Raw genomic sequence first — 25144 nt, 5'->3', positions numbered from 1 at the left:
GGTTTACTCCTGTAGTGCGGATTGGGTTGCCGGGCTGAGCTGCCCCGCATCGTTTCGACTATCGCGTTTGCTGGCCAGCTCGCGGGCGATGCTGTCCACCAGCCGGCTGTTAAGTTTGTAGATGGCAAGGAGCGCCACCATGCAGAGGAACAGCGCGCAGGGGATCAGGGTGAACAGGGCATTGATGGTTGCGAGAACGTGAGGCGCCTGGTTTGCCTGACCCGGCGCGTAATCCACCATGCCAAGCACCCAACCGACCACCGCCCCACCCAGCGCCAGCCCAAATTTGATGGCAAACAGGGCGGTAGAAAAGACCAGCCCGTCCAGGCGGCGGCCGCTACGGTGTTCTTCGTAGTCCACCACATCGGAGAACATGGTCCATTGCAGCGGCGTGGTCAGGTTCTGAATAAAACTAAACACAATATTCAGACCGAATATCAGCCACACCTGCGAAGGCGGAATGAAGAAAATCAGTGCGCCAAAAATAACGAAAGAAATAATGGTCCACTGATAGGCACGCACCCGGTCAAATTTCCCCAGCAGGCGTTCAGATAATAATGCGCCGCTTAAGGAGGCCACCATGCCGGAAACAATAAAGGCAAAAACCAGTTCCGGACGTAACAGAACATAATTAACGTAATACATGGTCGCAGAGCCACGCGTCACGACGGCGGTTAACAGTAAAATATTAAACAGAAAAACAATTCGCCACTGGCTATTGGCGGCCAGCAGTTTTAAATCCGTCAGCATCGAGCCGGAGGTGTCATTGCGCGGCGAGTAACGCTCCCGGGTCATAAAGAAGCAGCAGAAGAATAAAACAATGCCCAGCAGCCCCATCAGGCTCATGGCATAGAAATAGCCTTTTTGCACATTCCCCTGGCCTAATAATGAGACCAGCGGCAGCGCGATGACCGTCACAATCAACCCGCCGATAAACGACAGGCCAAAGCGCCAGGATTGCAGCGAGTGGCGTTCGCGCGGGTCGAGCGTCAGCGCGCCGGGCATGGCGCAGTAAGGGACGTTAATCGCGGAATAGATCAGGCTCAGGATGGCATAGGTTACGCAGGCATAGACAATTTTTGCCGTCGCCCCGGCATCCGGTACGTAGAAGGTAATCAGGCAGCTCACGCCAAACGGAATGGCAAACCAGAGCAGCCAGGGACGAAAACGACCGTGGCGGGTCTGAGTGCGGTCCACCAGCGCGCCAATGCACGGGTCGACAAACGCATCGACCACGCGCACCACTAAAAACATGGTGCCCATAATGGCCGCAGGCAAACCGAATACGTCCGTATAGAAATAAGCGAGAAATAACGTTGCCGTTTGCCAGACCAGCGCGCTGGCCATATCGCCGAGGCCGTAACCTATTTTATCTTTGGTACGTAATACAGAGGAGATTGTCATTGTTATTTGCCTTTTTATCAGGTTAAAACGTATTTCAACCAGTCGCGCATCATCCCGACGGATGTACGCGGTAAGGCTCAAGTATTAGCAACGCCCTGCCCGCTAACAATTGTCTAAATTAACAGATAAATAATGATATTTGGTTTTTTGCTTTATTTGTGATGGTGAGCATATTCGCAGGAAAATAAAAAAGGCGAGGACAGATATCCTCGCCTTTTTCAGGTTGTGCAGGTTTTACTTGTTCAGCTCTGCCAGGCTCAGCCAGGTCTGCACCACGGTGTCCGGGTTCAGGGAGAGGCTATCAATCCCCTCATCCATCAGCCAGTCCGCAAAGTCTTCATGGTCAGAAGGACCCTGGCCGCAAATCCCGACATATTTACCCTGTTTCTTCGCCGCGCGGATGGCCATGGAGAGCAGCGCTTTCACCGCCTCGTTACGCTCATCGAACAGCTCAGAGACGACGCCGGAGTCGCGGTCCAGGCCGAGCGCCAGCTGCGTCATGTCATTCGAGCCAATGGAGAAGCCGTCGAAGTGCTCCAGGAACTGCTCGGCCAGCAGGGCGTTGGACGGAATTTCACACATCATGATGATCTTCAGCCCGTTCTCACCGCGCTTCAGCCCCTGACGCGCCAGCTCATCCACCACCGCTTTCGCCTGATCCACGGTACGGACGAACGGGATCATGATTTCCACGTTAGCCAGCCCCATGTCATTGCGCACGCGTTTTACCGCCTCGCACTCCAGCGCGAAGCAGTCGCGGAAGCTTTCCGACACGTAGCGTCCGGCACCGCGGAAGCCCAGCATCGGGTTCTCTTCTTCCGGCTCGTAGCGTTCGCCGCCCACCAGGTTGGCGTATTCGTTGGACTTAAAGTCCGACAGACGCACGATCACGCGTTTCGGGTAGAAGGCCGCGCCGAGCGTGGCGATCCCTTCCGTCAGACGCCCCACATAGAACTCTCTCGGCGAGTCGTAACCCTTCATCATCTCGCGGATTTCGTTTTGCAGTTTTGCGTCCTGGTCGTCGAACTCCAGCAGCGCACGCGGGTGCACCCCGATCATACGGTTAATAATAAATTCCAGACGCGCCAGGCCCACGCCTTCGTTCGGCAGGCAGGCGAAGTCAAACGCGCGGTCCGGGTTACCGACGTTCATCATGATCTTCAGCGGCAGGTCCGGCATGGTATCCACGCTGGAGCTTTTCACGCTGAAGTCGAGGATATCGGCATACACGTAGCCGGTATCGCCTTCAGCGCAGGAGACCGTCACCTTCTGGTCATCCTTCATGCGTTCGGTCGCGTCACCGCAGCCGACTACCGCCGGGATCCCCAGCTCACGGGCGATAATAGCCGCGTGACAGGTACGGCCACCGCGGTTGGTGACGATGGCAGCCGCTTTTTTCATGATCGGTTCCCAGTCCGGGTCGGTCATGTCGGTCACCAGCACGTCGCCGGGCTGAATGCGGTTCATTTCGCTGATGTCGTGGATCACTTTCACCGGACCGGCACCGATGCGGTGACCAATTGCGCGGCCTTCCGCGACAATTTTGCCCTGCGCGTGCAGGGTGTAGCGCTCCATGACCTGACCGCGTGAACGGACGGTTTCCGGACGCGCCTGAACGATAAACAGCTTGCCGGTGTGTCCGTCTTTCGCCCACTCGATGTCCATTGGACGGCCATAGTGTTTTTCAATCTGCACCGCCTGCTTCGCCAGCTCTTCCACTTCGGCGTCGGTCAGTGAGAAGCGATCCCGCTGCTCCTGCGGCACATCTTCAATGGTGACCTGTTTGCCATGCTCCTGCGTCGGAGCATAGATCATGCGGATTTTTTTCGAGCCCATGGTGCGACGTACCACTGCCGGACGGTTAGCCGCCAGCGTAGGCTTGTGAACGTAGAATTCGTCAGGGTTTACCGCCCCCTGCACCACCATCTCGCCCAGACCCCACGCGGAGGTGATAAACACCACCTGGTCGAAGCCGGATTCAGTGTCGATAGAGAACATCACGCCGGAAGAGCCTACGTCGGAACGCACCATGCGCTGCACGCCGGCGGAAAGCGCGACGCCGCGGTGGTCATAGCCCTGATGGACGCGATAGGAGATGGCGCGGTCGTTGAACAGGGAAGCAAACACATGCTTCACCGCCACCAGTACCGCCTCGTAACCCTGGACGTTGAGGAAGGTTTCCTGCTGCCCGGCGAAAGAGGCATCCGGCATATCTTCCGCGGTGGCGGAAGAGCGCACGGCAAAGGAGGCCTGCGCGTCGTCAGCGGAGAGCTGGTTGTAGGCGTTATGGATGGCTTTTTCCAGTTCCGGCTGGAAAGGTGTGTCGATGATCCACTGGCGGATTTGCGCGCCGGCTTTGGCAAGCTCGGTGACATCATCAATATCCGTTTTATCCAGCAGGTCGTAAATGCGCTGGTTTACACCGCTCTGGTCTAAAAACAGGTTAAACGCATCGGCGGTTGTGGCAAACCCGTTAGGTACGGAGACACCCATACCGGACAGATTTGTAATCATTTCACCCAGGGAGGCATTTTTGCCCCCAACTCTGTCTACATCATTCATGACGAGTTGGTTATACCAAAGCACCAGCGGTGACGAGCCATTGTTGGACATCGAAACAATCCTTTTGTGATATTTGATCGGAGTAAGAAACACCTGACTACGTATTTATACTGGCATATTTATTTCCGCTAAAAAAACGGTGAATCGTGTAAGCAATTTAAATTTTCAACTTTTCGGACAGTTTCCCGGCACTCGCTAACCCGATGATTCCTATAGATTCCGGCAAAAACCATAGAAATAAAGCCGCCATTCGAAAAATGAAATCCGCTTTTCAGGAAAATCAAAAACACCATTTCATTTTAAATTCAGATAAGTTCTTTGCTGTGAAATTAACTTTTTTAATTTATGCTTTCAGTCAATTACGTACGCTATTCAGGGTGGATAAAATGGATAATGCTGTCGATCGCCACGTTTTTTATATTTCTGATGGGACGGCGATTACCGCCGAGGTGCTGGGACACGCGGTGATGTCGCAGTTTCCGGTATCGATAAACAGCATCACGTTGCCGTTCGTGGAAAATGAGAGCCGGGCCAAAGCGGTCAAGGACCAGATCGACGCCATTTACCAGCAGACCGGCGTTCGTCCGCTGGTGTTCTATTCCATTGTGATCCCTGAGATCCGCAACATCATTTTGCAAAGCGAGGGCTTCTGTCAGGACATCGTGCAGGCGCTGGTTGCTCCCTTGCAAAGCGAGCTGAAGCTCGACCCGACGCCGATCGCCCACCGTACCCACGGTCTGAACCCCGGCAACCTGACCAAATACGATGCGCGTATTGCCGCCATTGACTACACCCTGGCGCACGACGACGGGATCTCCCTGCGCAATCTCGACCAGGCGCAGGTGATTTTGCTCGGCGTGTCGCGCTGCGGTAAAACCCCCACCAGCCTTTACCTGGCGATGCAGTTTGGCATTCGTGCCGCCAACTACCCCTTTATTGCCGATGATATGGATAACCTGGTGCTGCCCGCCGCGCTCAAGCCGCTCCAGCATAAGCTGTTTGGGCTGACCATCAACCCGGAACGCCTGGCGGCGATCCGCGAAGAACGTCGCGAGAACAGTCGCTACGCCTCGATGCGCCAGTGCCGAATGGAAGTCTCCGAAGTCGAAGCGCTGTACCGGAAAAATCAAATTCCCTGGCTGAACAGTACCAACTATTCAGTAGAAGAAATTGCCACCAAGATCCTCGATATCATGGGGCTGAATCGCCGCATGTACTAATATGCTAGTACATTAATCCAGTTTCAGTTATTATCATGCCATCCTCGGGGCGACGTGCCCCGAACTTGAAATCAGCAGGGATTGGTTTAAGGTGATGGCCATCACTTCCCGGTAGTCTGCCGATGAAGCAAAAAATTTCTGAGACATTCCATGAACAAAACCGACGAACTGCGCACCGCGCGCATTGATAGCCTGGTCACACCGGCTGAACTGGCCCGGCTGCATCCCGTATCCGCCGAGGTGGCGGACCATGTGACGGCCTCCCGTCGCCGCATCGAAAAAATTCTCAATGGTGAAGACAAACGTCTTCTGGTGGTGATTGGCCCCTGCTCCATCCACGACCTCGACGCGGCAATGGATTATGCACAACGCCTTCAGACGCTGCGCGGCACGTATCAGGATCGCCTGGAGATCGTGATGCGTACCTACTTTGAAAAGCCGCGTACCGTCGTGGGCTGGAAAGGATTGATTTCCGATCCCGATCTGAACGGTAGCTACCGGGTAAATCACGGTATTACACTGGCGCGCAAGCTGCTGTTACAGGTTAACGAGCTGGGCGTGCCAACTGCCACCGAATTTCTGGATATGGTGACCGGACAGTTTATTGCCGACCTCATTAGCTGGGGCGCGATTGGCGCACGTACCACCGAAAGCCAGATCCACCGTGAAATGGCGTCGGCGCTTTCCTGCCCGGTGGGCTTCAAAAACGGAACGGACGGCAATACCCGAATTGCCGTAGATGCCATCCGCGCGTCACGCGCCAGCCATATGTTCCTCTCCCCGGATAAAAACGGCCAGATGACCATCTACCAGACCAGCGGCAACCCGTTCGGACATATCATTATGCGTGGCGGTAAAAAACCGAATTACCATGCAGAAGATATTGCCGCCGCCTGCGAAACGCTGGCGGAATTTGACCTGCCGGAGCATCTGGTGGTGGATTTCAGCCACGGCAACTGTCAGAAACAGCACCGCCGCCAGCTGGACGTCTGCGAGGAAGTTTGCCAGCAGATCCGCAGCGGCTCGACCGCCATTGCAGGAATTATGGCGGAGAGTTTTATCAAAGAAGGCACGCAGAAGATCGTCGCCGGACAGCAAATGGTCTACGGCCAGTCAATCACCGACCCGTGCCTGAGCTGGGAAGACAGCGAGCTGCTGCTGGAGATGCTGGCTTCAGCCGTGGACACACGCTTTTAAAATCCTGCCGGGTGACGCTGCGCTTACCCGGCCTACGGTACGTGCCCTTCTCCCTCTCCCCGTGGGAGAGGGTCGGGGTGAGGGCATTAGACCGCACCTCTCCCCCAAATTTGATCCCGTCACACAATTTTCACAAAAACGCTTGCCGTGAATTTGCAGTTTATTGATAATGATTATCATTGTTACATTGATTGTTATTTATAAACATTATGTCACCTACCGATAACAGCGCGGCAACGCCAACAAAAACACACACAGCACCGTCCCCTGCTCCCACCGATCGCCGAATCGACAGCAAAAGCCTGTTGGGTGAGGAGGGACGGGTCATTATCGAGCATGACGGCCAGCACTACCTGCTGCGCCAGACCAATGCCGGAAAACTGATCCTGACTAAATAAACCAGACAACACATTCGCCAGCCACCCAGGTGATCCCCAGGCAGCCAGCGCTTTTCAATTCTTATGGAGAGTTGCTATGCCACACCTGCAATCCGCGTCTTTACGCCCGTCTCTTCTGGCGCTGGCGATTGTCAGCACCCTGCCGGGCGTTACGTTTGCCGCCGCAGACGAAATCACCGTCACCGCCACCGGCAATGCCCGCAGCGCCTTTGAAGCCCCCATGATGGTGAGCGTGATTGACGCCACCGCGCCGGAAAACCAGACCGCCAGCTCCGCCGCCGACCTGCTGCGCAAGGTGCCCGGTCTGATGCTGGACGGCACCGGGCGCACCAACGGTCAGGACGTTAACCTCCGGGGCTATGACCGCCGTGGCGTGCTGATACTGGTGGATGGCGTGCGCCAGGGCACTGATACCGGACACCTGAACAGCACGTTCCTCGATCCGGCGCTGATCAAACGTATTGAAGTAGTACGTGGTCCTTCCGCCTTGCTGTACGGCAGCGGCGCGCTGGGCGGCGTAATTTCGTATGACACCGTCGACGCCAGCGATCTGCTGGATGCAGGTAAAAACAGCGGCTATCGCGTATTTGCTACCGGTGCAACGGGCGATCATAGCATCGGGATGGGTGCCAGCGCCTATGGCCGCACCGATACCCTGGACGGTCTGGTCTCCTGGTCCAGCCGCGATCGCGGCGACATTCGCCAGAGTGACGGCGCGAGGGCGCCAAACGACGAATCCATCAACAATATGCTGGCGAAAGGCAGCTGGAAAATCGATCCGGCGCAGACGCTGAGTGGCTCCCTGCGCTACTACAACAACGACGCGCAGGAGCCGAAAAATCCGCAGACCACGGATGCCAGCAGCAGTAACCCGATGACCGATCGTTCCACCATTCAGCGCGATGCCCAGCTTGGCTACCGCATTGCGCCAGCCGGAAACGACTGGCTGAACGCCGATGCGAAAATTTACTGGTCCGAAGCGCGGATCAACGCCCAGAACATCGACGCCAGCGGCGAGTTCCGTAAGCAGACTACCAAAGGCGGCAAAGTGGAAAACCGCACCCGCCTGTTCAGCGACTCCTTCGCCTCGCACCTGCTGACCTACGGGGGGGAATACTATCGTCAGGAGCAACACCCTGGCGGCGCGACCACCGGCTTCCCGGACGCGAAAATCGACTTCAGCTCCGGCTGGTTGCAGGATGAGATCACCCTGCGCGACCTGCCGGTAACGCTTCTCGGCGGGACGCGTTACGACAACTACCGCGGCAGCAGCGACGGTTACGACGACGTGGATGCGGATAAGTGGTCATCACGCGCCGGGTTAACCGTGAGTCCAGCCGACTGGCTGATGCTGTTCGGCTCTTACGCCCAGGCCTTCCGTGCGCCAACGATGGGCGAGATGTATAACGACTCGAAGCACTTCTCTATCGGCAGCTTCTACACCAACTACTGGGTGCCGAACCCGAACCTGCGTCCGGAAACTAACGAAACCCAGGAGTTCGGTTTTGGGCTACGTTTTGACGATCTGCTGCTCGCCAACGACGCGCTGGAGTTCAAAGCCAGCTACTTCGACACCAAAGCGAAAGATTACATCTCCACTACCGTCGATTTTGCGGCGGCCACCACCATGTCCTATAACGTACCAAATGCCAAAATCTGGGGCTGGGACATGATGGCGACTTACGCGACCAGTCTGTTCAACCTGGACGTGGCCTACAACCGCACACGCGGGAAAGATACCGACACGGGCGAATACATCTCCAGCATCAACCCGGACACCGTCACCAGCAAGCTGGATATCCCCGTGGCGCAAAGCGGCTTCTCCGTGGGCTGGATCGGCACCTTCGTCGAACGTTCAACGCACATCAGCAGCAGCTACAGCGAGCAGCCTGGCTACGCAGTGAATGATTTCTACGTCAGCTATAAAGGTCAGCAGCAGTTCAAAGGCATCACCACCACCCTCGTGCTGGGGAACGCCTTCGACAAAGCCTACTGGTCACCACAAGGCATCCCGCAGGATGGCCGCAACGGCAAGATCTTCGTCAGTTATCAATGGTAATTCCCTTCGGGGCAACGATTCAGAAGGATAAGATTATGGGTCACTACACACGCTGGCTTGAGCTTAAAGAAGAACATCCGGGTAAGTACGCCCGTGATATCGCCGGATTAATGCACATCAGCGAAGCAGAGCTGGCATTTGCGCGCGTTGGACACGACGCCTGGCGGCTGCGCGGTGAAATCCGTGAGATTCTGGCAGCGCTGGAGTCGGTGGGGGAAACCAAATGCATCTGCCGTAACGAATACGCCGTTCACGAACAGGTCGGGGCGTTTACTAACCAGCACCTCGGCGGCCACGCCGGGCTGGTGCTGAATCCGCGCGCGCTGGATCTGCGTTTGTTCCTCAACCAGTGGGCGAGCGCGTTTCACATAAGTGAAACGACCTCCCGCGGCGAACGTCAGAGCATTCAGTTCTTCGATCATCAGGGCGACGCTTTACTGAAGGTCTACACCACGGATCACACCGACGTTGCCGCCTGGGGCGACGTGCTGACCCGTTTTATCATTGCCGATAACCCCACTCTGGCACTGAAGGCTGTCGATGCCCCTGCGCATTCCGACGGTGCTGATGCAGGCTCGGTGGAGAAAGAGTGGCGCGCCATGACCGATGTGCATCAGTTCTTTAGCTTACTGAAGCGCCATAACCTGAGCCGCCAGCAGGCGTTTCGTCTGGTGAGTGACGATCTGGCCTGTAAGGTGGATAACAGCGCGCTGGCACAGCTGCTGGAGACGGCGCGACAGGACGGAAACGAAATCATGATCTTCGTCGGCAACCGCGGCTGCGTGCAGATCTTCACCGGTGTGGTGGAAAAACTGACGCCCATGAAGGGCTGGCTGAACATCTTCAACCCAACCTTTACCCTGCATCTGCTGGAGGAGACTATCGCCGAGACGTGGGTAACGCGCAAGCCTACGGCGGACGGACACGTTACCAGCCTGGAGCTGTTTGCTGCGGACGGAACTCAGATCGCCCAGCTCTACGGGCAGCGTACCGAAGGCGAGCCTGAGCAGAACCAGTGGCGCCGCCAGATTGACGCCCTGACGCCAGAAGGGCTGGCCGCATGAAAAACTGGTTCGCCCTGCTCTGCGCCCTGCCGCTGGTCGCCGTCGCCGCGCCGGAGAGAATTGTCGCCCTCGGCGGCGACGTGACGGAGATCGTCTACGCCCTCGGCGCGGAGTCTTCTCTGGTTGCGCGCGACAGTACCAGCCAGTGGCCGCAGGCGACAAACGCGCTGCCTGACGTGGGGTATCTTCGCCAGCTGAATGCGGAGGGGATTTTATCCGTACGCCCGACGCTGGTGCTGTCAAGCGACCAGGCGCAGCCCTCTCTGGCGCTGAAACAGGTTGAACAGAGCCACGTCCGGGTGGTTACCGTTCCCGGCACGCCTGACCTGCGCACGATTGACGAAAAAGTACGGGTGATAGCTCAGGCGACGCATCATGAGGCGCAAGGGGAAACCCTGCGCAACTCGCTGCGTCAGGCGCTGGCGGCACTGCCCTCAACACCGCTCAACAAGCGGGTGCTGTTTATCCTCAGCCACGGCGGAATGACCGCAATGGCGGCCGGGCAACAGACCGGCGCGGATGCGGCAATACGCGCCGCCGGGTTGCAGAACGCCATGCAGGGCTTTACCCGCTATCAGCCGCTTTCCCAGGAGGGGGTGATGGCCAGCCAGCCGGATCTGGTGGTGATTTCGCAGGACGGTCTTAACGCGCTGGGCGGCGAAGAAAATCTGTGGAAACTGCCCGGCCTGGCGCAAACGCCAGCGGGACGAAGCAAGCAGATGCTGGCTATTGATGATATGGCCCTGCTGGGCTTCAGCGTCCGCACGCCGAAAGCCATACAACAGCTGCGTGCCAGAGCGGAGCAACTGCCCTGATGTCCCGGCGCATCACGTTATCGTTATGGCTTCTGGCGGGGTTGCTTACCGTCATGACGTTCATGGCCACCGGTTTTGGGGCGTTACGCCTGCCGGTGAACGTGCTGTGGAGCGGCAGCGATGAGACGCTACGCCAGATCTGGCTTACCATCCGTCTGCCCCGCGTACTGCTGGCGCTGGTGATTGGCGGATCGCTGGCGCTCGCCGGCTGCGTCATGCAGGGGCTGTTCCGCAATCCACTGGCCGACCCGGGCCTGCTCGGGATCAGCAGCGGTGCGGCGCTGGCCGTCGCCCTGTGGGTGGTGCTCCCGCTCTCGCTGCCCGCGCTGGTGATGCTTTACGCCCCTATGCTGGCGGCATTTCTTGGGGCGCTGGCAGCCACTGGCGTGATCTTCCTGCTCAGCAAGCAGCGTGACCCCTCTCTGTCACGTCTGTTGCTGGTGGGTATCGCCATCAATGCCCTGTGCGGTGCGGCAGTGGGTGTGCTTTCGTGGGCAAGCAATGACGCCCAGCTGCGTCAGCTTTCACTCTGGGGAATGGGAAGTCTTGGTCAGGCACAGTGGTCAACGCTGCTCGCCGTGACCTCGCTGATGGTGCCTGCCGTTCTGGCGATCTGGCGTTGTGCCAGCGCATTAAATTTACTGCAACTGGGTGAGGAGGAAGCGCATTACCTTGGCGTGGACGTTGCCCTTGTACAGCGAATATTACTGTTATGCAGCGCCCTGCTGGTCGCGGCGGCTGTCGCCGTCAGCGGCGTGATTGGCTTTGTCGGACTCGTGGTGCCGCACCTGATGCGCATGTGGCTGGGCGCCGATCACCGGGCAACCCTCCCCGGCACGGTACTCGCGGGCGCATTACTGCTGCTGGTGGCGGATACGGTCGCGCGCACCCTGGTCGCTCCGGCAGAAATGCCGGTCGGCCTGCTCACCAGTATCCTTGGTGCTCCCTGGTTCTTATGGCTCATTTTTCGTCGTGGAGAACAGCATGGCTGAACGTTATACGGCTGAAAATCTTACTTTTACCCGATCTGGCCGCACGCTGACAGATAACGTTTCGCTGTCACTGTCGCAGGGAGAGCTGGTTACATTGATCGGCCCCAACGGCGCGGGGAAATCCACGCTGCTGCGGCTGCTGACCGGCTACCTGAAACCCGACAGCGGCGGCTGTTCGCTGGCGGGAAAAGCGCTGGATGAATGGCATCCGCAGACGCTGTCCCGCTATCGGGCGGTGATGCGCCAGCAGTCTCAGCCTGGATTTGACTGGCAGGTGGAGGATATTGTTGGCATGGGGCGTGCGCCCTGGACGCGTCACCCGGAACCGTCGATTGTGCGTGAGGTGTTGCAGCTGACCGGTTGCCTGCCGCTGGCCGGCAGGCGTTATCATGCCCTCTCCGGCGGCGAGCAGCAGCGCGTCCAGCTCGCCCGCGCGCTGGCGCAGCTGTGGCGTGACGGAACGCCGCGCGGCTGGCTATTTCTCGACGAACCCACTTCCGCGCTGGATCTCTACCACCAGCAGCATCTGCTGCGCCTGTTGAAATCGCTGACCCGTCAGGGCCATCTTCACGCCTGCGTGGTGCTGCACGATCTCAATCTTGCCGCATTATGGTCGGACCGGATCCTGCTGTTACACAACGGCAGGATTGTTTCTCAGGGCATACCGGAGACGGTTTTGCAGGCCGACGCGCTGGCACACTGGTACGGTGCGCAGGTGCACGTCGGCAGACATCCGGCGCACGCCGCACCGCAGGTTTTTCTCGCCCCTTAGCTTGAGCAGCTCACTTCCAGCCGCTTGCCCCAGTCCGGCGGGCGGCTGACATAGTCATCCTCCCGGTCGGCAAACGGCGTGCGCAGGGCGATATGCAGCCGATGCAGCTCGGTATAATCCCCCTGCTCTGCCTGCTCAATGGCCCGCTGCGCCAGCCAGTTGCGCAACACCATCGTCGGGTTAACCGCCTTCATCCGCGTCTGGCGGGTATCGTCATCAATCTGTTCCTGCTGTAAACGCGTCCGGTAAACGGCAAACCAGTCATCAAACGCCTGACGATCGATGAACTCGTCGCGCAGCGGTGACGCGGCGCTCTGCTGCGCGGTCTGGCTCAGCATACGGAAGGTTCGGGTATAGTCGCTGCCTTCACGCACCATGATGGCAAACAGCCCATTCAACAGCGCGTTATCGCCTTTTTCCTGCGTCATCAGCCCCAGCTTGTTGCGCATTAACACACCATATTCCCGCAGCAGGATCTCCTGATAGCTGTCCAGCGCATCGTTCAGGGCATCGACGTCGATAAACGGCGACAGGCTTTGCGCAAGCCGCTGAAGGTTCCACAGCCCCACCGCAGGCTGGTTGTCGAAACGGTAACGCCCCTGATAGTCCGAATGGTTACAGATGTAACCCGGCTGATAGTCATCAAGGAAGCCGTACGGACCGTAGTCAAACGTCAGCCCTAACAGGGACATGTTGTCGGTATTCATCACCCCGTGGGCAAAGCCGACGGCCTGCCAGCGGGCAATCATTGCGGCAGTGCGCGCGACAATATCACGGAACCAGAGAACATAGCGGTCCGGCTCGTTTTGCAGGTGCGGCCAGTGACGGCGAAGGGCGTAATCGGCAAGCTGGCGGACCTTATCCGGCTCGCGGCGATAGTAGAAGTGTTCAAAATGACCGAAACGCAGATGGCTTTCCGCCACGCGGATCAGCATCGCCCCCTGCTCCATCGTTTCCCGGGCCACCGGCGTGTCGCTGGTGACAATGGACAGCGCGCGTGAGGTGGGGATCCCCAGGGCATGCATCGCCTCGGAAGCCAGACCTTCACGGATGGTTGAACGCAGCACCGCGCGGCCATCCCCCATGCGTGAGTACGGGGTTAGCCCTGCCCCTTTCAGGTGCCAGTCGAGCGTTTCGCCATTCGGCAGAAGCTGTTCACCCAGCAGGATGCCGCGGCCATCGCCGAGCTGTCCCGCCCAGACGCCAAACTGATGTCCGCTGTAGACCTGAGCCAGCGGCTTCATGCCCGGGAGCAGCGTTTCGCCGCCCCAGACGCCGGCGCCTTTTTCTGGCTGAAAAAGCGTCGAAGGGATGCCAAGCGAATCCGCTAATGCATCGTTATGCCAGATAAGACGCGCGTTCTGTAATGGCGTTGGCTTAAGCGCGGTGTAAAAGCCGGGTAATTCATCGTGCCAGTGAGCAGTAAAAGACAGGGTCATAAGTCCTCCTGCTTTAAGTGTAGAGGGTTTCCCTGGACGTAAACACGGGCGAAGAAAGGGGTTATTGCTGAACGAGAGTCGTGACCCGCTCTGCCGGGACGGCAGGCCACAGGCTTCCCTGCATTGCACCAAAATTGAAGGGCAGCACGCGTTGTAAGATGCCGTGATCGTCAATTCCCGAGACCATGACCGACTGACAATGCGGCGCGATCTGCCAGAGAATAGCGCGCATAAAAGGCTCAAACGAGAGTGCCGACGCGCGCTGCTGGATAAAGTTTTTATCCAGAATCACCCGTTTGAACAGACCATCATAAACCGGTTTAAGGGAAGATGCCCCTGCACCAAAGTTAGCCAGTACTAAGGGGAAATGGATCGCCATTCTTGCCAGACAGGGATCGTCTTTCCCGTTATTTAAACCTGGATAGTTCTCATTAACAGTAAACTCAAGAAACGGATAACGCTCGAGGATTGAAACAGCGTTCTCATTAGTTAATAAAAACTCAACAATTGCAGGTGTAATATTGATCCATGCAATTAACTGATGCTGAATAAAAAATAGCTTACAGGTATCGAGTAATTGCAGTTTCTCCTGAAACAGCGCTAATTCATCTTCCTGAGAAAGATGTGGGATAACCAGTTCAGTCGGGATCCGTACGTCCGCACCCACGCCAGTAAAGTTAACCAAAATCTCTAAACCTTTAAGCAAACCTGCACTATCACGCGCCGGAAGGAGTAAAAGTTCAGACTGGTAAGCATTATCTAGCGTAATAATCATCGCGCTTGTCCTGCATTAAAGATGAGAGAGAACATCCTGGAGCAATTGCAGGCACAATTCCACTGTCTTGATTTTAATAAGATTAATTTCATTCTTTCCGTATTAATTTTCAGATTTTTCCCTGAATCTAAATTAATTTTATCCTGGTTATTGAATAATAGCCAGTTTTAGATAAAACAGGCACATGCGGACATAAATAATTGGGCAAAAATTTAACTTTAATCAACCCGCAAGAAAAGCCTGACGTCTATTTTCACCGCCAGGCCCTCCGCACTGCATTTTTATGCAGCGGTTAAATACGTCTGGCCTGCCAGAAGTTTTTACGCCAGTAAACATTATCCAGAGAGGAGCGCATCACGCCACGGCTGGTCGAGGCATGAATGAACTGATTATCGGTATCATAGATGCCGACATGAAGGCCGCTTTCACCGGAGCCCGTTTTAAAAAAGACCAGATCGCCGGGCAGGAGCTCGTCTTTATCAATTTCAGTGCCGATTTTCGCCTGCATACGCGTTTCACGCGGAAGCTGGAGGTCAAATTTATCGCGGAAGGTCATCAGCACAAATCCCGAGCAATCCACCCCGCCCCGGCTCATGCCGCCGTAGCGATAAGGTGTGCCGCGCCAGTTGCTGAGCTGATCGTTCAGGCTGGCAATGACCGTAATGGAATCGGAAAGCCGTGGGTTGGGCGGAGGTGCACGATGGCTGCTGCATCCTGCAAGAAAGAGCGCCGCAACAAGGAGAAACCAGAATCGCATTTCAGACGAATCCTCTGCTTTTTTTGTTCTTTCGGTAATTTAGCGTGCATCTATGCAGCTGTGCAAGAAAGGTTATTCCTGCGCCGTGGAAATGAGCATCTTGTGGCCTTCAATATCCAGCCTCCGGAACGACATGTGGTAAGCGCTCGCAAGATTGGCGGCCGTCAGCACGCTGTCGCGCGTTCCGCTGGCAATCAGCTTGCCACGCGCCAGCAACCACACCCGATGCGCGTGGCGCAACGTATGGTTCAAATCATGGCTGCTCATCACAATGGCGATCCCCTTGCGACACAGCGCGCTGAGCAGGGTATCCAGCGCTGCCTGCTGGGCAACGTCCAGCCCGCTCATCGGCTCGTCCAGCAGCAACAACCGCCCGTGAGGATTTCCCGCCGGATGGATCTGAAGGATGACGGCGGCCAGACGCACGCGCTGCCACTCGCCGCCGGAAAGCTGATTTGCATGCCGGGTAAGCTTGTCGTCTAACCCGAGTGCCGCAGCAACCTCGTTGAGCAATCCCACCTGATTTTTATCAGGCAGATGCAGCGTCAGGTAGTGCCAGACGGGCATCGCAAAGGGCGGAACCTGCTGCTGAACCAGATAGCTTCGACGGGAGGCAAGTGTAGCGGGTAGCCAGTCGACGAGCGATTGCCCGAGGAAGGTAATCTCCCCTTTCCCGCTGGTCAGCCCCGCCATACGCGCCAGCAGCGTGCTTTTTCCGGCGCCGTTTGGCCCAACCAGGTGAAGGATTTCACCTGCGTTGACTGCGGCAGTCACAGGCTCAAGACGTCCCTTCCCGGCAACGTCCGTGAGCTGCATCAGCAGCGTCATTATTTCGCCAGCGCCAGCTTGATTGATTCCATCACGATAGGATCTTCAGGCGTCATGTCAGGCGAAAAACGCTGCACGACCTCACCGTCACGGCCAATCAGGAATTTTTCGAAGTTCCACAGAATATCGTCCGGATAGAGCGGCGCGCGGCCTTTACTTGCCATACGCTCATAGAAACCACTCTCTTCAGGCGCAACGGCGGTCGGCGCCGCGGCCACCAGTTTGGCATACAGCGGATGACGATTTTCACCGTTCACGTCAACTTTGCTGAACATCGGGAACGTCACGCCATAGGTTGTGCTGCAAAAGGTCTTAATCTCCTCTTCGCTACCCGGCTCCTGGCCCAGGAACTGGTTGCACGGGAAGCCGAGTACGGTAAAGCCGTCTTTTTCCCAGGCTTTATGAATGTTTTCCAGCTGTTCATACTGCGGCGTAAGGCCACATTTCGACGCCACGTTCACGATGAGCAGCACCTTGCCCTTGTAGCCTTCCAGCGTGGTTTTCTCGCCGTCAATGGTCGTCACTTCGGTATTCAGAATATCAGACTGCATAGCATTCCCTCAGGTTGACTTACAGGTTGTGTTTTAACGTCCAGCTTTTAATAGTAGCCAGATAAAGACCGGCGCGCCCAGCGTTGCGGTCACCACGCCTATGGGCAACTCAGCGGCCGTCAGGGCGAGCCGGGCGATGATATCGGCAATCAGCAGCGTTGCCGCCCCGGCAACCGCCGAGGCCGGGAGCAGGGTTCGGTGGTCCGTAATGCCGCACAGGCGCAGCATATGCGGGATCACCAGCCCAATAAAGCCAATCGCCCCCGCCAGCGCCACGCTTACGCCTACCATCCAGCCAATGGCGATAACCAGCACGTTGCGCCAGAATCCAATCGGCATCCCGAGCTGGCGAGCAGACGTTTCGCCCAGCGCGAGAATATTAAGAGGCTGCGCCTGGAACGCCGTCCACAGGATGACCGGGATCAGGAGCACCATCAGCCACCCCTGACGCCAGTCAACACCCCCAAATCCCCCCATCATCCAGTACATTAACTGGCGCAGATCGAAGGAGGTGGAGAAGTAGACGGCCCAGGTCATCAGCGCACTACAGATGATCCCCAACGCTACCCCGGCAAGCAGCAGCCGACTGGTGGATAAGTGGCGGTGGGCAAAGCGCAGAAGGATAAGGGTTATCAACAGCGCGCCAAGGATGGCGCTGAGGCTAATCCCCCAGCCGGAGAGCTCGCCTCCCCCCAGCATCACGGCGGCGATAAGCCCGACGCCTGCGCCATTCGAGACCCCGAGAAGCCCGGGTTCCGCCAGAGGGTTTTCAAATAATGCCTGCATGATCGTGCCGCACAGCGCCAGCGCAGCGCCGACTAAAAGGACAGCCAACGTCCGCGGCAGGCGGATCTGCCAGACAAAGAGCTGTCCTTCAGGCGTAAACCAGCTTTCCGGCCCCAGCCACCGATCGCCCGCACACAGGCTGACGGTGGTGGCGACAATCAACAGCACCCCGAGCAGACACAGGCGGCGAAGATCGGAGCGGTGCTGGCGGCGGGCAAGATCAAGCATAGACGATAGGTTATCCGGTTGAGATATCATTGATTTTACGGCGGGTTTAGCAAATAGCGCAAAGAAAAAAGGCCGCGTGAGCGGCCTTTTTAGTTAGTTCATATTACTCTGCTTTGGGCGTTGCGTTTTCGACACGGCTTTTTAACTTCTGTCCGGGTCTGAAGGTCACCACGCGGCGGGCTGTAATGGGAATATCTTCCCCCGTCTTCGGGTTACGGCCCGGACGTTGGTTTTTGTCTCGCAAATCAAAATTGCCAAAACCGGAGAGTTTAACCTGCTCACCATTTTCCAGAGCACGACGGATCTCTTCGAAAAACAGCTCTACCAGCTCTTTGGCATCCCGTTTGCTAAGCCCAAGCTTATCAAACAGATATTCTGACATTTCAGCTTTTGTAAGCGCCATAGGTTCAATCCCTCAATGATGCCTGGAATCGCTCTTTTAATGCCTCTACACATTTGGCGACGGTAGCGGCAATCTCCTCTTCTTCGAGTGTACGGCTGGTATCCTGAAGGATAAGGCTAATAGCGAGGCTCTTGAAACCTTCTGCTACGCCCTTGCCGCGGTACACGTCAAATAAGTTTACGCCAACTACCTGATTTACGCCAACTTTCTTACATTCGGCCAAAATATCTGCTGCGGGCACATTTTCAGCGACCACAACCGCGATATCACGGCGGTTTGCCGGGAAGCGGGAGACGTCCTGCGCCTGAGGAATGACGCGGTCTGCAACCGTGTTCCACTCCAGTTCGAATACGATGGTACGGCCATTCAGATCCAGCTTACGTTCCAGTTCCGGGTGAACAACCCCAATGAAACCAACACGTTTGCCGTCTAAATAGATCGCCGCACTCTGACCCGGATGCAGGGCTGGAATCGCTTCTGCGCGGAATTCAATTTCGGATAATTTACCGGTCAGATCGAGAATCGCTTCCAGATCGCCCTTCATATCGTAGAAATCAACCGTCCCTTTTGCCAGGTCCCAGTGCTCTTCAAAACGGTTACCGCTGATGGCGCCGGCCAGCATGAGATCCTGACGGATGCCTAAATTCGCCTGAGTATCCGGTACAAAGCGCAAACCGCTTTCGAAAATACGCACGCGGTTTTGCTGACGGTTCTGGTTATAAACGATAGTACCCAGCAGTCCCGTCCACAGGGACAGACGCATCGCTGACATCTCGCTGGAAATCGGGCTTGGCAGGATCAGCGCTTCCTGACCCGGGTGGATCAGCTGTTGCAGCTTAGGATCAACGAAGCTGTAGGTGATCACTTCCTGGTAGCCTTTGTCGTTCAGCATGGTTTTCACACGCTTCAGAGACAGATCGGCCTCGCGATGGCTGCCCATCACCAGACCCGCCTGCACCGGCTCGTCAGGGATGTTGTTGTAGCCGTAAACGCGGGCCACTTCTTCCACCAGATCTTCCTCGATCTCCATGTCAAAACGCCAGGACGGCGCAACGGCTTTCCACTCGTCCAGACCCTCAGTAACTTCGCAGCCCAGACGCGTCAGAATGTCGGTCACCTGCGCATCGGCAACGTGGTGACCAATCAGACGATCCAGTTTGCTGCGGCGCAGGGTAATGGTCGCACGCTTCGGCAGCGTCGCTTCGTTGGTCACATCGATAACCGGACCCGCTTCGCCGCCGCAGATGTCGATCAGCAGGCGAGTAGCACGCTCCATCGCTTTGTATTGCAGCGCAGGATCCACGCCACGCTCGTAGCGGTGAGAAGCATCAGTGTGCAGACCGTGACGGCGTGCGCGGCCGGTGATGGAGAGCGGGCTGAAGAACGCGCATTCCAGCAGGACGTTTTGCGTCTCGTCGTTGACGCCAGAGTGCTCGCCGCCGAAGATCCCGCCCATCGCCAGCGCTTTGTTGTGATCGGCAATCACCAGGGTGTCAGCGTTCAGTTTCGCTTCGCTGCCGTCCAGCAGAACCAGGGTTTCGCCCTCTTTCGCCATGCGCACGACGATCCCACCTTCGATACGATCTTTATCAAAGGCGTGCATTGGCTGGCCCAGCTCCAGCAGAACATAGTTGGTGACGTCGACGACCGCATCGATAGAACGGATACCGCAGCGACGCAGTTTCTCTTTCATCCACAGCGGGGTTGGCGCTTTAACGTTAATACCTTTCACCACACGACCGAGGTAGCGTGGGCAGGCCTCAGGCGCGTCTACCTGTATCGGCAGCACGTCACTGATGGTTGCCTCAACCGGAGCGATCTCCGGCACGTTCAGTTCAGTCTGGTTCAGCACGGCCACGTCGCGGGCCACACCGATGATGCCTAAACAGTCAGCACGGTTTGGCGTTACGCTGATTTCGATGGTGTTGTCATCAAGCTTCAGGTATTCGCGGATATCGGTACCAACTGGCGCATCCTGCGGCAGTTCAATAATGCCGGAGTGATCGTCGGAAATACCCAGTTCGGAGAAGGAGCACAGCATGCCTTCAGACGGCTCACCGCGCAGCTTAGCCGCTTTGATTTTGAAATCGCCCGGCAGCACCGCACCGACGGTCGCCACGGCCACTTTCAGGCCCTGACGGCAGTTTGGCGCACCGCAGACGATATCCAGCAGACGGTCACCGCCCACATTGACTTTTGTTACGCGCAGTTTGTCAGCGTTAGGGTGCTGACCGCATTCAACCACTTCACCCACGACCACGCCGGTGAAGGCGCCAGAAACCGGCTCTACACCGTCAACTTCCAGACCCGCCATGGTGATCTGGTTGGAAAGCTCGTCGCTGTCCAGCGTGGTGTTCACCCATTCGCGTAACCACAGTTCACTGAATTTCATTGTTCTGTCCTGCCCTTATTTAAACTGTTTGAGGAAACGCAGATCGTTTTCGAAGAACGCACGTAAGTCGGTTACGCCGTAGCGCAGCATGGTCAGACGCTCCATACCCATACCGAACGCAAAGCCGGAATACACTTCCGGATCGATACCCACGTTGCGCAGCACGTTTGGATGCACCATGCCGCAGCCCAGCACTTCCAGCCATTTGCCGTTTTTACCCATCACGTCAACTTCCGCAGACGGTTCGGTGAACGGGAAGTAGGACGGGCGGAAGCGAACCTGCAAATCTTCCTCAAAGAAGTTGTTCAGGAAATCGTGCAGCGTGCCTTTCAGGTTGGTAAAGCTGATGTTTTTATCAACAATCAGACCTTCCATCTGGTGGAACATTGGGGTGTGGGTCTGATCGTAGTCGTTACGGTATACGCGACCCGGCGCGATGATGCGGATTGGCGGCTCCTGCTCCTTCATGGTACGGATCTGAACGCCGGAAGTCTGAGTACGCAGCAGACGGGTAGCGTCAAACCAGAAAGTGTCGTGGTCAGCACGTGCCGGATGATGGCCAGGAATGTTCAGGGCATCGAAGTTGTGGTAATCATCTTCAATTTCCGGGCCAGTCGCCACGGTAAAGCCGAGCTCACCGAAGAAACTTTCAATACGATCGATAGTACGAGTCACCGGATGCAGACCGCCGTTTTCAATACGACGACCCGGCAGAGAAACGTCAATCGTTTCTGCCGCCAGACGCGCATTCAGTACTGCGCTTTCCAGCTCGGCTTTACGCGCGTTCAGCGCCTGCTGTACCTGCTCTTTGGCTTCGTTAATCACTGCACCGGCTGCCGGGCGCTCCTCTGCTGGCAGTTCACGCAGGGTAGTCATCTGAAGGGTCAAATGCCCTTTCTTGCCCAGATATTCGACGCGGACATTGTCTAACGCGGCAACATCTGAGGCCTGGTTAATGGCGGCCGTTGCACTGGCAACCAGCTCTGCGAGATGTGACATGGTTTTCCTCATTATGTCGGTGCAGACACCGAATTGTTGGACGTATTCTCTTAACTTCAGGCACAAAAAAAGCCTCCATCGGGAGGCTTATCTGGCGCTGTTTTTCGTTTCATCTTTCACGCGCTAGCCTCCTGAAGTCAGGTGCTAAAGTAAAAGAAGAAGCGGAAAAAAGCAGCATTCATGCTTGCGTTACCTTGTAGGGTAAAAACCGTTAAGACCTTATTGAAAAGCCTGCACGGATAAATGTCAATCTTCTGATGGTGTTAAATGAAAAGAGGAGGCAAAGCCCCCTCTCTCAACTGGCTTATGCCAGTGCTGCTTTCGCTTTTTCGACCAGAGCGGTGAACGCTACTTTGTCGAATACTGCGATGTCAGCCAGGATCTTACGGTCGATTTCAACAGAGGCTTTTTTCAGGCCGTTGATGAATTTGCTGTAAGAAATACCGTTCTGACGTGCTGCTGCGTTGATACGCGCAATCCACAGTTGACGGAACTGACGCTTACGCTGACGACGGTCACGGTAAGCGTACTGACCTGCTTTGATAACAGCCTGGAAGGCAACGCGGTATACGCGTGAACGCGCACCGTAGTAGCCTTTAGCTTGTTTCAAAATTTTCTTGTGACGTGCACGTGCAATTACACCACGTTTTACGCGAGCCATGTGTGCTCTCCTGTATCTATTCTAAGTTAAAAAAGTTAAACGTTAACGACTTATGCGTACGGCAGGCACGCGATGACCAGGCCCAGATCGCCTTTAGAAACCATGGCTTTTGGACGCAGGTGACGTTTACGCTTGGTAGCTTTCTTAGTCAGAATGTGACGCAGGTTAGCGTGCTTGTGCTTAAAACCACCTTTACCGGTTTTTTTGAAGCGCTTAGCAGCACCGCGTACGGTCTTAATTTTTGGCATTTTAATAACTTCCACTTCGCATTGTTAAATAAACGAAACATAGGCGAACAAAACCTATGGGGCCCGAAGGCTCCACAGATTTTGCTGCTTGAAGGCCTTACTGTTTCTTCTTAGGAGCGAGCACCATGATCATCTGGCGGCCTTCGATCTTCGTAGGGAAGGATTCGACTACTGCCAGTTCACTCAGATCGTCACGGACGCGGTTAAGCACTTCCATACCAATCTGTTGGTGGGCCATCTCACGACCGCGGAAACGCAGCGTGATCTTGGCCTTATCGCCATCTTCCAGAAAGCGAATCAGGCTGCGGAGTTTTACCTGATAATCGCCATCGTCGGTACCAGGACGGAATTTAATTTCCTTAACCTGGATAACTTTTTGCTTCTTCTTCTGTTCCTTAGAAGACTTACTCTTTTCATAAAGGAACTTGCCGTAGTCCATGATACGACAAACTGGCGGTTCGGCGTTAGGGCTGATTTCAACTAAATCTACTCCAGCTTCTTCAGCCTTTTCGATCGCTTCTCTCAGACTCACAATCCCCAGCTGCTCGCCTTCCAGACCTGTTAAGCGAACTTCCTGGGCGCGAATCTCGCCATTGATACGATTCGGACGTGCCGTTTGAACTCGTTTTCCGCCTTTAATACCTTATTCCTCCAGTTGTTGAAGACTGCGGCTGCGAATCTCTTGTTGCAGCTTCTCAATCACTTCACTTACGTCCAGGCTCCCCAGGTCTTTACCACGGCGGGTGCGAACGGCAACTTTGCCTGCTTCCACCTCTTTATCACCACAGACCAACATATACGGGACACGACGTAAAGTGTGCTCGCGGATTTTAAAGCCAATCTTCTCATTTCTCAAGTCTGCTTTTACGCGAATGCCCGCATTTTGTAGTTTCTGCGTCAATTCTTTAACGTAATCCGCCTGAGAATCGGTAATGTTCATCACCACTACCTGCACTGGCGCAAGCCAGGTTGGGAAGAAGCCCGCGAACTCTTCGGTCAGGATGCCGATGAAGCGCTCCAGTGAACCGAGAATCGCACGGTGAATCATAACCGGCACCTGACGCTCGTTGTCTTCGCCAACATAAGAGGCGCTTAAACGCTGCGGCAGGGAGAAGTCCAGCTGTACCGTTCCGCACTGCCATGCGCGATCGAGGCAGTCATACAGGGTAAATTCAATTTTCGGACCGTAGAATGCGCCCTCGCCCAGCTGGTATTCGAACGGAATACCGTTCTCTTCCAGCGCGACGGCGAGATCCGCCTCTGCGCGATCCCATGTCTCATCGCTGCCGATACGTTTTTCCGGACGCGTTGAGAGTTTGACCACGATCTTCTCGAAGCCAAAGGTGCTGTACATATCGTAGACCATACGAATACAGGCGTTAACTTCTTCACGGACCTGATCTTCAGTACAGAAGATATGCGCATCATCCTGAGTAAAGCCACGAACACGCATCAGACCGTGCAGCGCACCTGATGGCTCGTTACGGTGGCAGCTACCGAATTCCGCCATACGCAGCGGCAGATCGCGGTAGGATTTCAGACCCTGGTTGAAGATCTGAACGTGGCCCGGGCAGTTCATTGGCTTGATGCAGTATTCACGGTTCTCAGACGAAGTGGTGAACATCGCATCTTTGTAGTTGTCCCAGTGGCCGGTTTTTTCCCACAGCACACGGTCCATCATGAACGGGCCTTTCACTTCCTGGTACTGGTACTCTTTCAGCTTGGAGCGCACGAACGTTTCCAGTTCACGGAAGATAGTCCAGCCGTCGTTATGCCAGAACACCATCCCCGGCGCTTCTTCCTGCATATGATACAGGTCAAGCTGCTTACCGATTTTACGGTGGTCACGCTTAGCCGCCTCTTCCAGGCGTTGCAGGTACGCGTTCAGGGCCTTCTTATCGGCCCACGCGGTACCATAAATACGCTGCAACATTTTGTTGTTGCTGTCGCCACGCCAGTAAGCGCCTGCGATTTTCATCAGTTTGAAGTGATGACAGAAGCGCATGTTCGGCACGTGCGGTCCACGGCACATGTCGACGTATTCCTGGTGATGGTACAAGCCAGGCTTGTCATCATGAGCGATGTTTTCATCAAGAATCGAGACTTTGTAGCTCTCGCCGCGCTTCACGAAGGTTTCACGCGCTTCGTGCCAGCTGACTTTCTTCTTAATGACGTCATAGTTGGTTTCGGCGAGCTCGTGCATTCGTTTCTCGAGCGCGTCGATATCTTCCTGAGTCAGGGTGTGGTCAAGGTCAACGTCGTAGTAGAAACCGTTGTCGATAACCGGGCCGATCGCCATTTTGGTGTTTGGCCACAGCTGCTTAATAGCATGGCCTAACAGGTGCGCACAGGAGTGACGAATGATCTCCAGACCTTCTTCGTCTTTCGCGGTGATGATCGCAAGCGTTGCATCGCTTTCAATCAGATCGGACGCGTCTACCAGCTCACCGTTTACGCGACCTGCGATGGTTGCTTTTGCAAGTCCAGGACCGATATCCAGGGCAACATCCATTGGGCTAACAGCATGGTCGAAATGGCGTTGGCTGCCATCAGGAAGAGTAATTACAGGCATTTTATATCCTTATTTGCAGTGA

General features: G+C 55.9%; 24 protein-coding genes and 1 other annotated feature. Of the genes, 8 read left to right on the top strand and 16 right to left on the bottom strand.

Features of this window, described 5'->3' with window-relative positions:
- Window positions 1–3 precede the first annotated feature (3 nt).
- Together AC4OVU_RS09460 and ppsA are read right to left on the bottom strand one after the other, a co-directional pair.
- On the bottom strand, window positions 4–1404 hold the full coding sequence (locus AC4OVU_RS09460) for an MFS transporter (protein WP_017384642.1): 1401 nt from the start codon (window positions 1402–1404) through the stop codon (window positions 4–6).
- Between the two features lie 234 nt (window positions 1405–1638).
- Complete coding sequence (gene ppsA / locus AC4OVU_RS09455; protein ID WP_491928666.1) at window positions 1639–4017, bottom strand: phosphoenolpyruvate synthase; 2379 nt, start codon at window positions 4015–4017, stop codon at window positions 1639–1641.
- A gap of 335 nt (window positions 4018–4352) precedes the next feature.
- On the opposite strand from ppsA, the gene ppsR reads away from it, so the two are divergent.
- From ppsR to AC4OVU_RS09415, 8 genes are all read left to right on the top strand, one after another.
- The gene (gene ppsR, locus AC4OVU_RS09450) at window positions 4353–5186 is read left to right on the top strand and encodes a posphoenolpyruvate synthetase regulatory kinase/phosphorylase PpsR (RefSeq protein WP_017384644.1); all 834 of its coding nucleotides are present in this window, start codon (window positions 4353–4355) and stop codon (window positions 5184–5186) included.
- Window positions 5187–5336: 150 nt separating this feature from the next.
- Window positions 5337–6383 carry a 3-deoxy-7-phosphoheptulonate synthase AroH gene (gene aroH, locus AC4OVU_RS09445; RefSeq protein ID WP_032670070.1) on the top strand — a complete coding sequence of 349 codons (1047 nt, stop codon included), beginning with the start codon at window positions 5337–5339 and terminating at the stop codon, window positions 6381–6383.
- Between the two features lie 209 nt (window positions 6384–6592).
- Window positions 6593–6781 carry a hemin uptake protein HemP gene (hemP, locus tag AC4OVU_RS09440; RefSeq protein WP_015570723.1) on the top strand — a complete coding sequence of 63 codons (189 nt, stop codon included), beginning with the start codon at window positions 6593–6595 and terminating at the stop codon, window positions 6779–6781.
- A 76-nt stretch (window positions 6782–6857) separates the two neighbouring features.
- Window positions 6858–8840 carry a TonB-dependent hemoglobin/transferrin/lactoferrin family receptor gene (locus AC4OVU_RS09435; protein ID WP_023303529.1) on the top strand — a complete coding sequence of 661 codons (1983 nt, stop codon included), beginning with the start codon at window positions 6858–6860 and terminating at the stop codon, window positions 8838–8840.
- 35 nt (window positions 8841–8875) lie between these two features.
- Window positions 8876–9904 carry a hematinate-forming heme oxygenase ChuS gene (gene chuS, locus AC4OVU_RS09430; protein WP_023303528.1) on the top strand — a complete coding sequence of 343 codons (1029 nt, stop codon included), beginning with the start codon at window positions 8876–8878 and terminating at the stop codon, window positions 9902–9904.
- Window positions 9901–10719 (top strand): heme/hemin ABC transporter substrate-binding protein, encoded by an 819-nt coding sequence (locus AC4OVU_RS09425; RefSeq protein ID WP_015570726.1) that lies wholly within the window; start codon window positions 9901–9903, stop codon window positions 10717–10719. Before chuS ends, AC4OVU_RS09425 begins: the two co-directional genes overlap by 4 nt.
- On the top strand, window positions 10719–11711 hold the full coding sequence (locus AC4OVU_RS09420; RefSeq protein WP_110292727.1) for a FecCD family ABC transporter permease: 993 nt from the start codon (window positions 10719–10721) through the stop codon (window positions 11709–11711). Before AC4OVU_RS09425 ends, AC4OVU_RS09420 begins: the two co-directional genes overlap by 1 nt.
- Entirely contained in the window at window positions 11704–12483 is a 780-nt protein-coding gene (locus tag AC4OVU_RS09415; RefSeq protein WP_491928665.1) for a heme ABC transporter ATP-binding protein, read from the top strand. The genes AC4OVU_RS09420 and AC4OVU_RS09415 overlap by 8 nt, the downstream gene beginning before the upstream one ends.
- Here the strand turns inward: AC4OVU_RS09415 and selO are convergent.
- The 14 genes from selO to thrS form a co-directional block, all read right to left on the bottom strand.
- Window positions 12480–13922: a protein adenylyltransferase SelO gene (gene selO / locus AC4OVU_RS09410; protein WP_491928664.1), complete on the bottom strand. Its 1443-nt coding sequence runs from the start codon at window positions 13920–13922 to the stop codon at window positions 12480–12482. The two genes, AC4OVU_RS09415 and selO, sit on opposite strands and share 4 nt — an antisense overlap.
- A gap of 61 nt (window positions 13923–13983) precedes the next feature.
- Complete coding sequence (locus tag AC4OVU_RS09405) at window positions 13984–14697, bottom strand: EAL domain-containing protein (protein WP_023303526.1); 714 nt, start codon at window positions 14695–14697, stop codon at window positions 13984–13986.
- A gap of 292 nt (window positions 14698–14989) precedes the next feature.
- On the bottom strand, window positions 14990–15454 hold the full coding sequence (locus AC4OVU_RS09400; protein WP_015570730.1) for an NlpC/P60 family protein: 465 nt from the start codon (window positions 15452–15454) through the stop codon (window positions 14990–14992).
- Window positions 15455–15526: 72 nt separating this feature from the next.
- The gene (btuD, locus tag AC4OVU_RS09395; protein ID WP_023303525.1) at window positions 15527–16282 is read right to left on the bottom strand and encodes a vitamin B12 ABC transporter ATP-binding protein BtuD; all 756 of its coding nucleotides are present in this window, start codon (window positions 16280–16282) and stop codon (window positions 15527–15529) included.
- A complete protein-coding gene (locus AC4OVU_RS09390; protein ID WP_045338445.1) occupies window positions 16282–16833 on the bottom strand; it encodes a glutathione peroxidase in 552 nt (183 codons plus the stop codon). Before AC4OVU_RS09390 ends, btuD begins: the two co-directional genes overlap by 1 nt.
- 33 nt (window positions 16834–16866) lie before the next feature.
- The gene (gene btuC, locus AC4OVU_RS09385; protein ID WP_110292999.1) at window positions 16867–17847 is read right to left on the bottom strand and encodes a vitamin B12 ABC transporter permease BtuC; all 981 of its coding nucleotides are present in this window, start codon (window positions 17845–17847) and stop codon (window positions 16867–16869) included.
- 103 nt (window positions 17848–17950) lie between these two features.
- Window positions 17951–18250: an integration host factor subunit alpha gene (ihfA, locus tag AC4OVU_RS09380; protein WP_003857805.1), complete on the bottom strand. Its 300-nt coding sequence runs from the start codon at window positions 18248–18250 to the stop codon at window positions 17951–17953.
- Window positions 18251–18254: 4 nt separating this feature from the next.
- Entirely contained in the window at window positions 18255–20642 is a 2388-nt protein-coding gene (pheT, locus tag AC4OVU_RS09375; RefSeq protein WP_086524413.1) for a phenylalanine--tRNA ligase subunit beta, read from the bottom strand.
- Window positions 20643–20657: 15 nt separating this feature from the next.
- On the bottom strand, window positions 20658–21641 hold the full coding sequence (gene pheS, locus AC4OVU_RS09370) for a phenylalanine--tRNA ligase subunit alpha (protein WP_003857809.1): 984 nt from the start codon (window positions 21639–21641) through the stop codon (window positions 20658–20660).
- A 62-nt stretch (window positions 21642–21703) separates the two neighbouring features.
- Window positions 21704–21828: a sequence feature (Phe leader region), on the bottom strand.
- Window positions 21779–21823, bottom strand: a complete 45-nt coding sequence (gene pheM, locus AC4OVU_RS09365) for a pheST operon leader peptide PheM (RefSeq protein ID WP_154299526.1) — start codon at window positions 21821–21823, stop codon at window positions 21779–21781. Its footprint overlaps the feature before it by 45 nt.
- Before the next feature lie 117 nt (window positions 21829–21945).
- Complete coding sequence (rplT, locus tag AC4OVU_RS09360; protein ID WP_000124850.1) at window positions 21946–22302, bottom strand: 50S ribosomal protein L20; 357 nt, start codon at window positions 22300–22302, stop codon at window positions 21946–21948.
- 50 nt (window positions 22303–22352) lie between these two features.
- Entirely contained in the window at window positions 22353–22550 is a 198-nt protein-coding gene (rpmI, locus tag AC4OVU_RS09355; RefSeq protein WP_001124225.1) for a 50S ribosomal protein L35, read from the bottom strand.
- 97 nt (window positions 22551–22647) lie between these two features.
- Window positions 22648–23190, bottom strand: coding sequence for a translation initiation factor IF-3 (infC, locus tag AC4OVU_RS09350; protein ID WP_023616141.1), 543 nt, complete (start codon window positions 23188–23190; stop codon window positions 22648–22650).
- A gap of 3 nt (window positions 23191–23193) precedes the next feature.
- Window positions 23194–25122 (bottom strand): threonine--tRNA ligase, encoded by a 1929-nt coding sequence (thrS, locus tag AC4OVU_RS09345; RefSeq protein WP_003857814.1) that lies wholly within the window; start codon window positions 25120–25122, stop codon window positions 23194–23196.
- Between the last annotated feature and the right edge of the window lie 22 nt (window positions 25123–25144).

This window comes from Enterobacter sp. 6722112, assembly GCF_058661685.1.
This window is presented reverse-complemented; position numbering and strand designations above follow the sequence as displayed.

What these genes read in the sequence shown, in the direction of transcription:
- AC4OVU_RS09460 (WP_017384642.1), bottom strand. Translation starts at nt 1,404, where the DNA reads ATGACAATCTCCTCTGTATTACGTACCAAAGATAAAATAGGTTACGGC.
- ppsA (WP_491928666.1), bottom strand. Translation starts at nt 4,017, where the DNA reads ATGTCCAACAATGGCTCGTCACCGCTGGTGCTTTGGTATAACCAACTC.
- ppsR (WP_017384644.1), top strand. Translation starts at nt 4,353, where the DNA reads ATGGATAATGCTGTCGATCGCCACGTTTTTTATATTTCTGATGGGACG.
- aroH (WP_032670070.1), top strand. Translation starts at nt 5,337, where the DNA reads ATGAACAAAACCGACGAACTGCGCACCGCGCGCATTGATAGCCTGGTC.
- hemP (WP_015570723.1), top strand. Translation starts at nt 6,593, where the DNA reads ATGTCACCTACCGATAACAGCGCGGCAACGCCAACAAAAACACACACA.
- AC4OVU_RS09435 (WP_023303529.1), top strand. Translation starts at nt 6,858, where the DNA reads ATGCCACACCTGCAATCCGCGTCTTTACGCCCGTCTCTTCTGGCGCTG.
- chuS (WP_023303528.1), top strand. Translation starts at nt 8,876, where the DNA reads ATGGGTCACTACACACGCTGGCTTGAGCTTAAAGAAGAACATCCGGGT.
- AC4OVU_RS09425 (WP_015570726.1), top strand. Translation starts at nt 9,901, where the DNA reads ATGAAAAACTGGTTCGCCCTGCTCTGCGCCCTGCCGCTGGTCGCCGTC.
- AC4OVU_RS09420 (WP_110292727.1), top strand. Translation starts at nt 10,719, where the DNA reads ATGTCCCGGCGCATCACGTTATCGTTATGGCTTCTGGCGGGGTTGCTT.
- AC4OVU_RS09415 (WP_491928665.1), top strand. Translation starts at nt 11,704, where the DNA reads ATGGCTGAACGTTATACGGCTGAAAATCTTACTTTTACCCGATCTGGC.
- selO (WP_491928664.1), bottom strand. Translation starts at nt 13,922, where the DNA reads ATGACCCTGTCTTTTACTGCTCACTGGCACGATGAATTACCCGGCTTT.
- AC4OVU_RS09405 (WP_023303526.1), bottom strand. Translation starts at nt 14,697, where the DNA reads ATGATTATTACGCTAGATAATGCTTACCAGTCTGAACTTTTACTCCTT.
- AC4OVU_RS09400 (WP_015570730.1), bottom strand. Translation starts at nt 15,454, where the DNA reads ATGCGATTCTGGTTTCTCCTTGTTGCGGCGCTCTTTCTTGCAGGATGC.
- btuD (WP_023303525.1), bottom strand. Translation starts at nt 16,282, where the DNA reads ATGACGCTGCTGATGCAGCTCACGGACGTTGCCGGGAAGGGACGTCTT.
- AC4OVU_RS09390 (WP_045338445.1), bottom strand. Translation starts at nt 16,833, where the DNA reads ATGCAGTCTGATATTCTGAATACCGAAGTGACGACCATTGACGGCGAG.
- btuC (WP_110292999.1), bottom strand. Translation starts at nt 17,847, where the DNA reads ATGCTTGATCTTGCCCGCCGCCAGCACCGCTCCGATCTTCGCCGCCTG.
- ihfA (WP_003857805.1), bottom strand. Translation starts at nt 18,250, where the DNA reads ATGGCGCTTACAAAAGCTGAAATGTCAGAATATCTGTTTGATAAGCTT.
- pheT (WP_086524413.1), bottom strand. Translation starts at nt 20,642, where the DNA reads ATGAAATTCAGTGAACTGTGGTTACGCGAATGGGTGAACACCACGCTG.
- pheS (WP_003857809.1), bottom strand. Translation starts at nt 21,641, where the DNA reads ATGTCACATCTCGCAGAGCTGGTTGCCAGTGCAACGGCCGCCATTAAC.
- rplT (WP_000124850.1), bottom strand. Translation starts at nt 22,302, where the DNA reads ATGGCTCGCGTAAAACGTGGTGTAATTGCACGTGCACGTCACAAGAAA.
- rpmI (WP_001124225.1), bottom strand. Translation starts at nt 22,550, where the DNA reads ATGCCAAAAATTAAGACCGTACGCGGTGCTGCTAAGCGCTTCAAAAAA.
- thrS (WP_003857814.1), bottom strand. Translation starts at nt 25,122, where the DNA reads ATGCCTGTAATTACTCTTCCTGATGGCAGCCAACGCCATTTCGACCAT.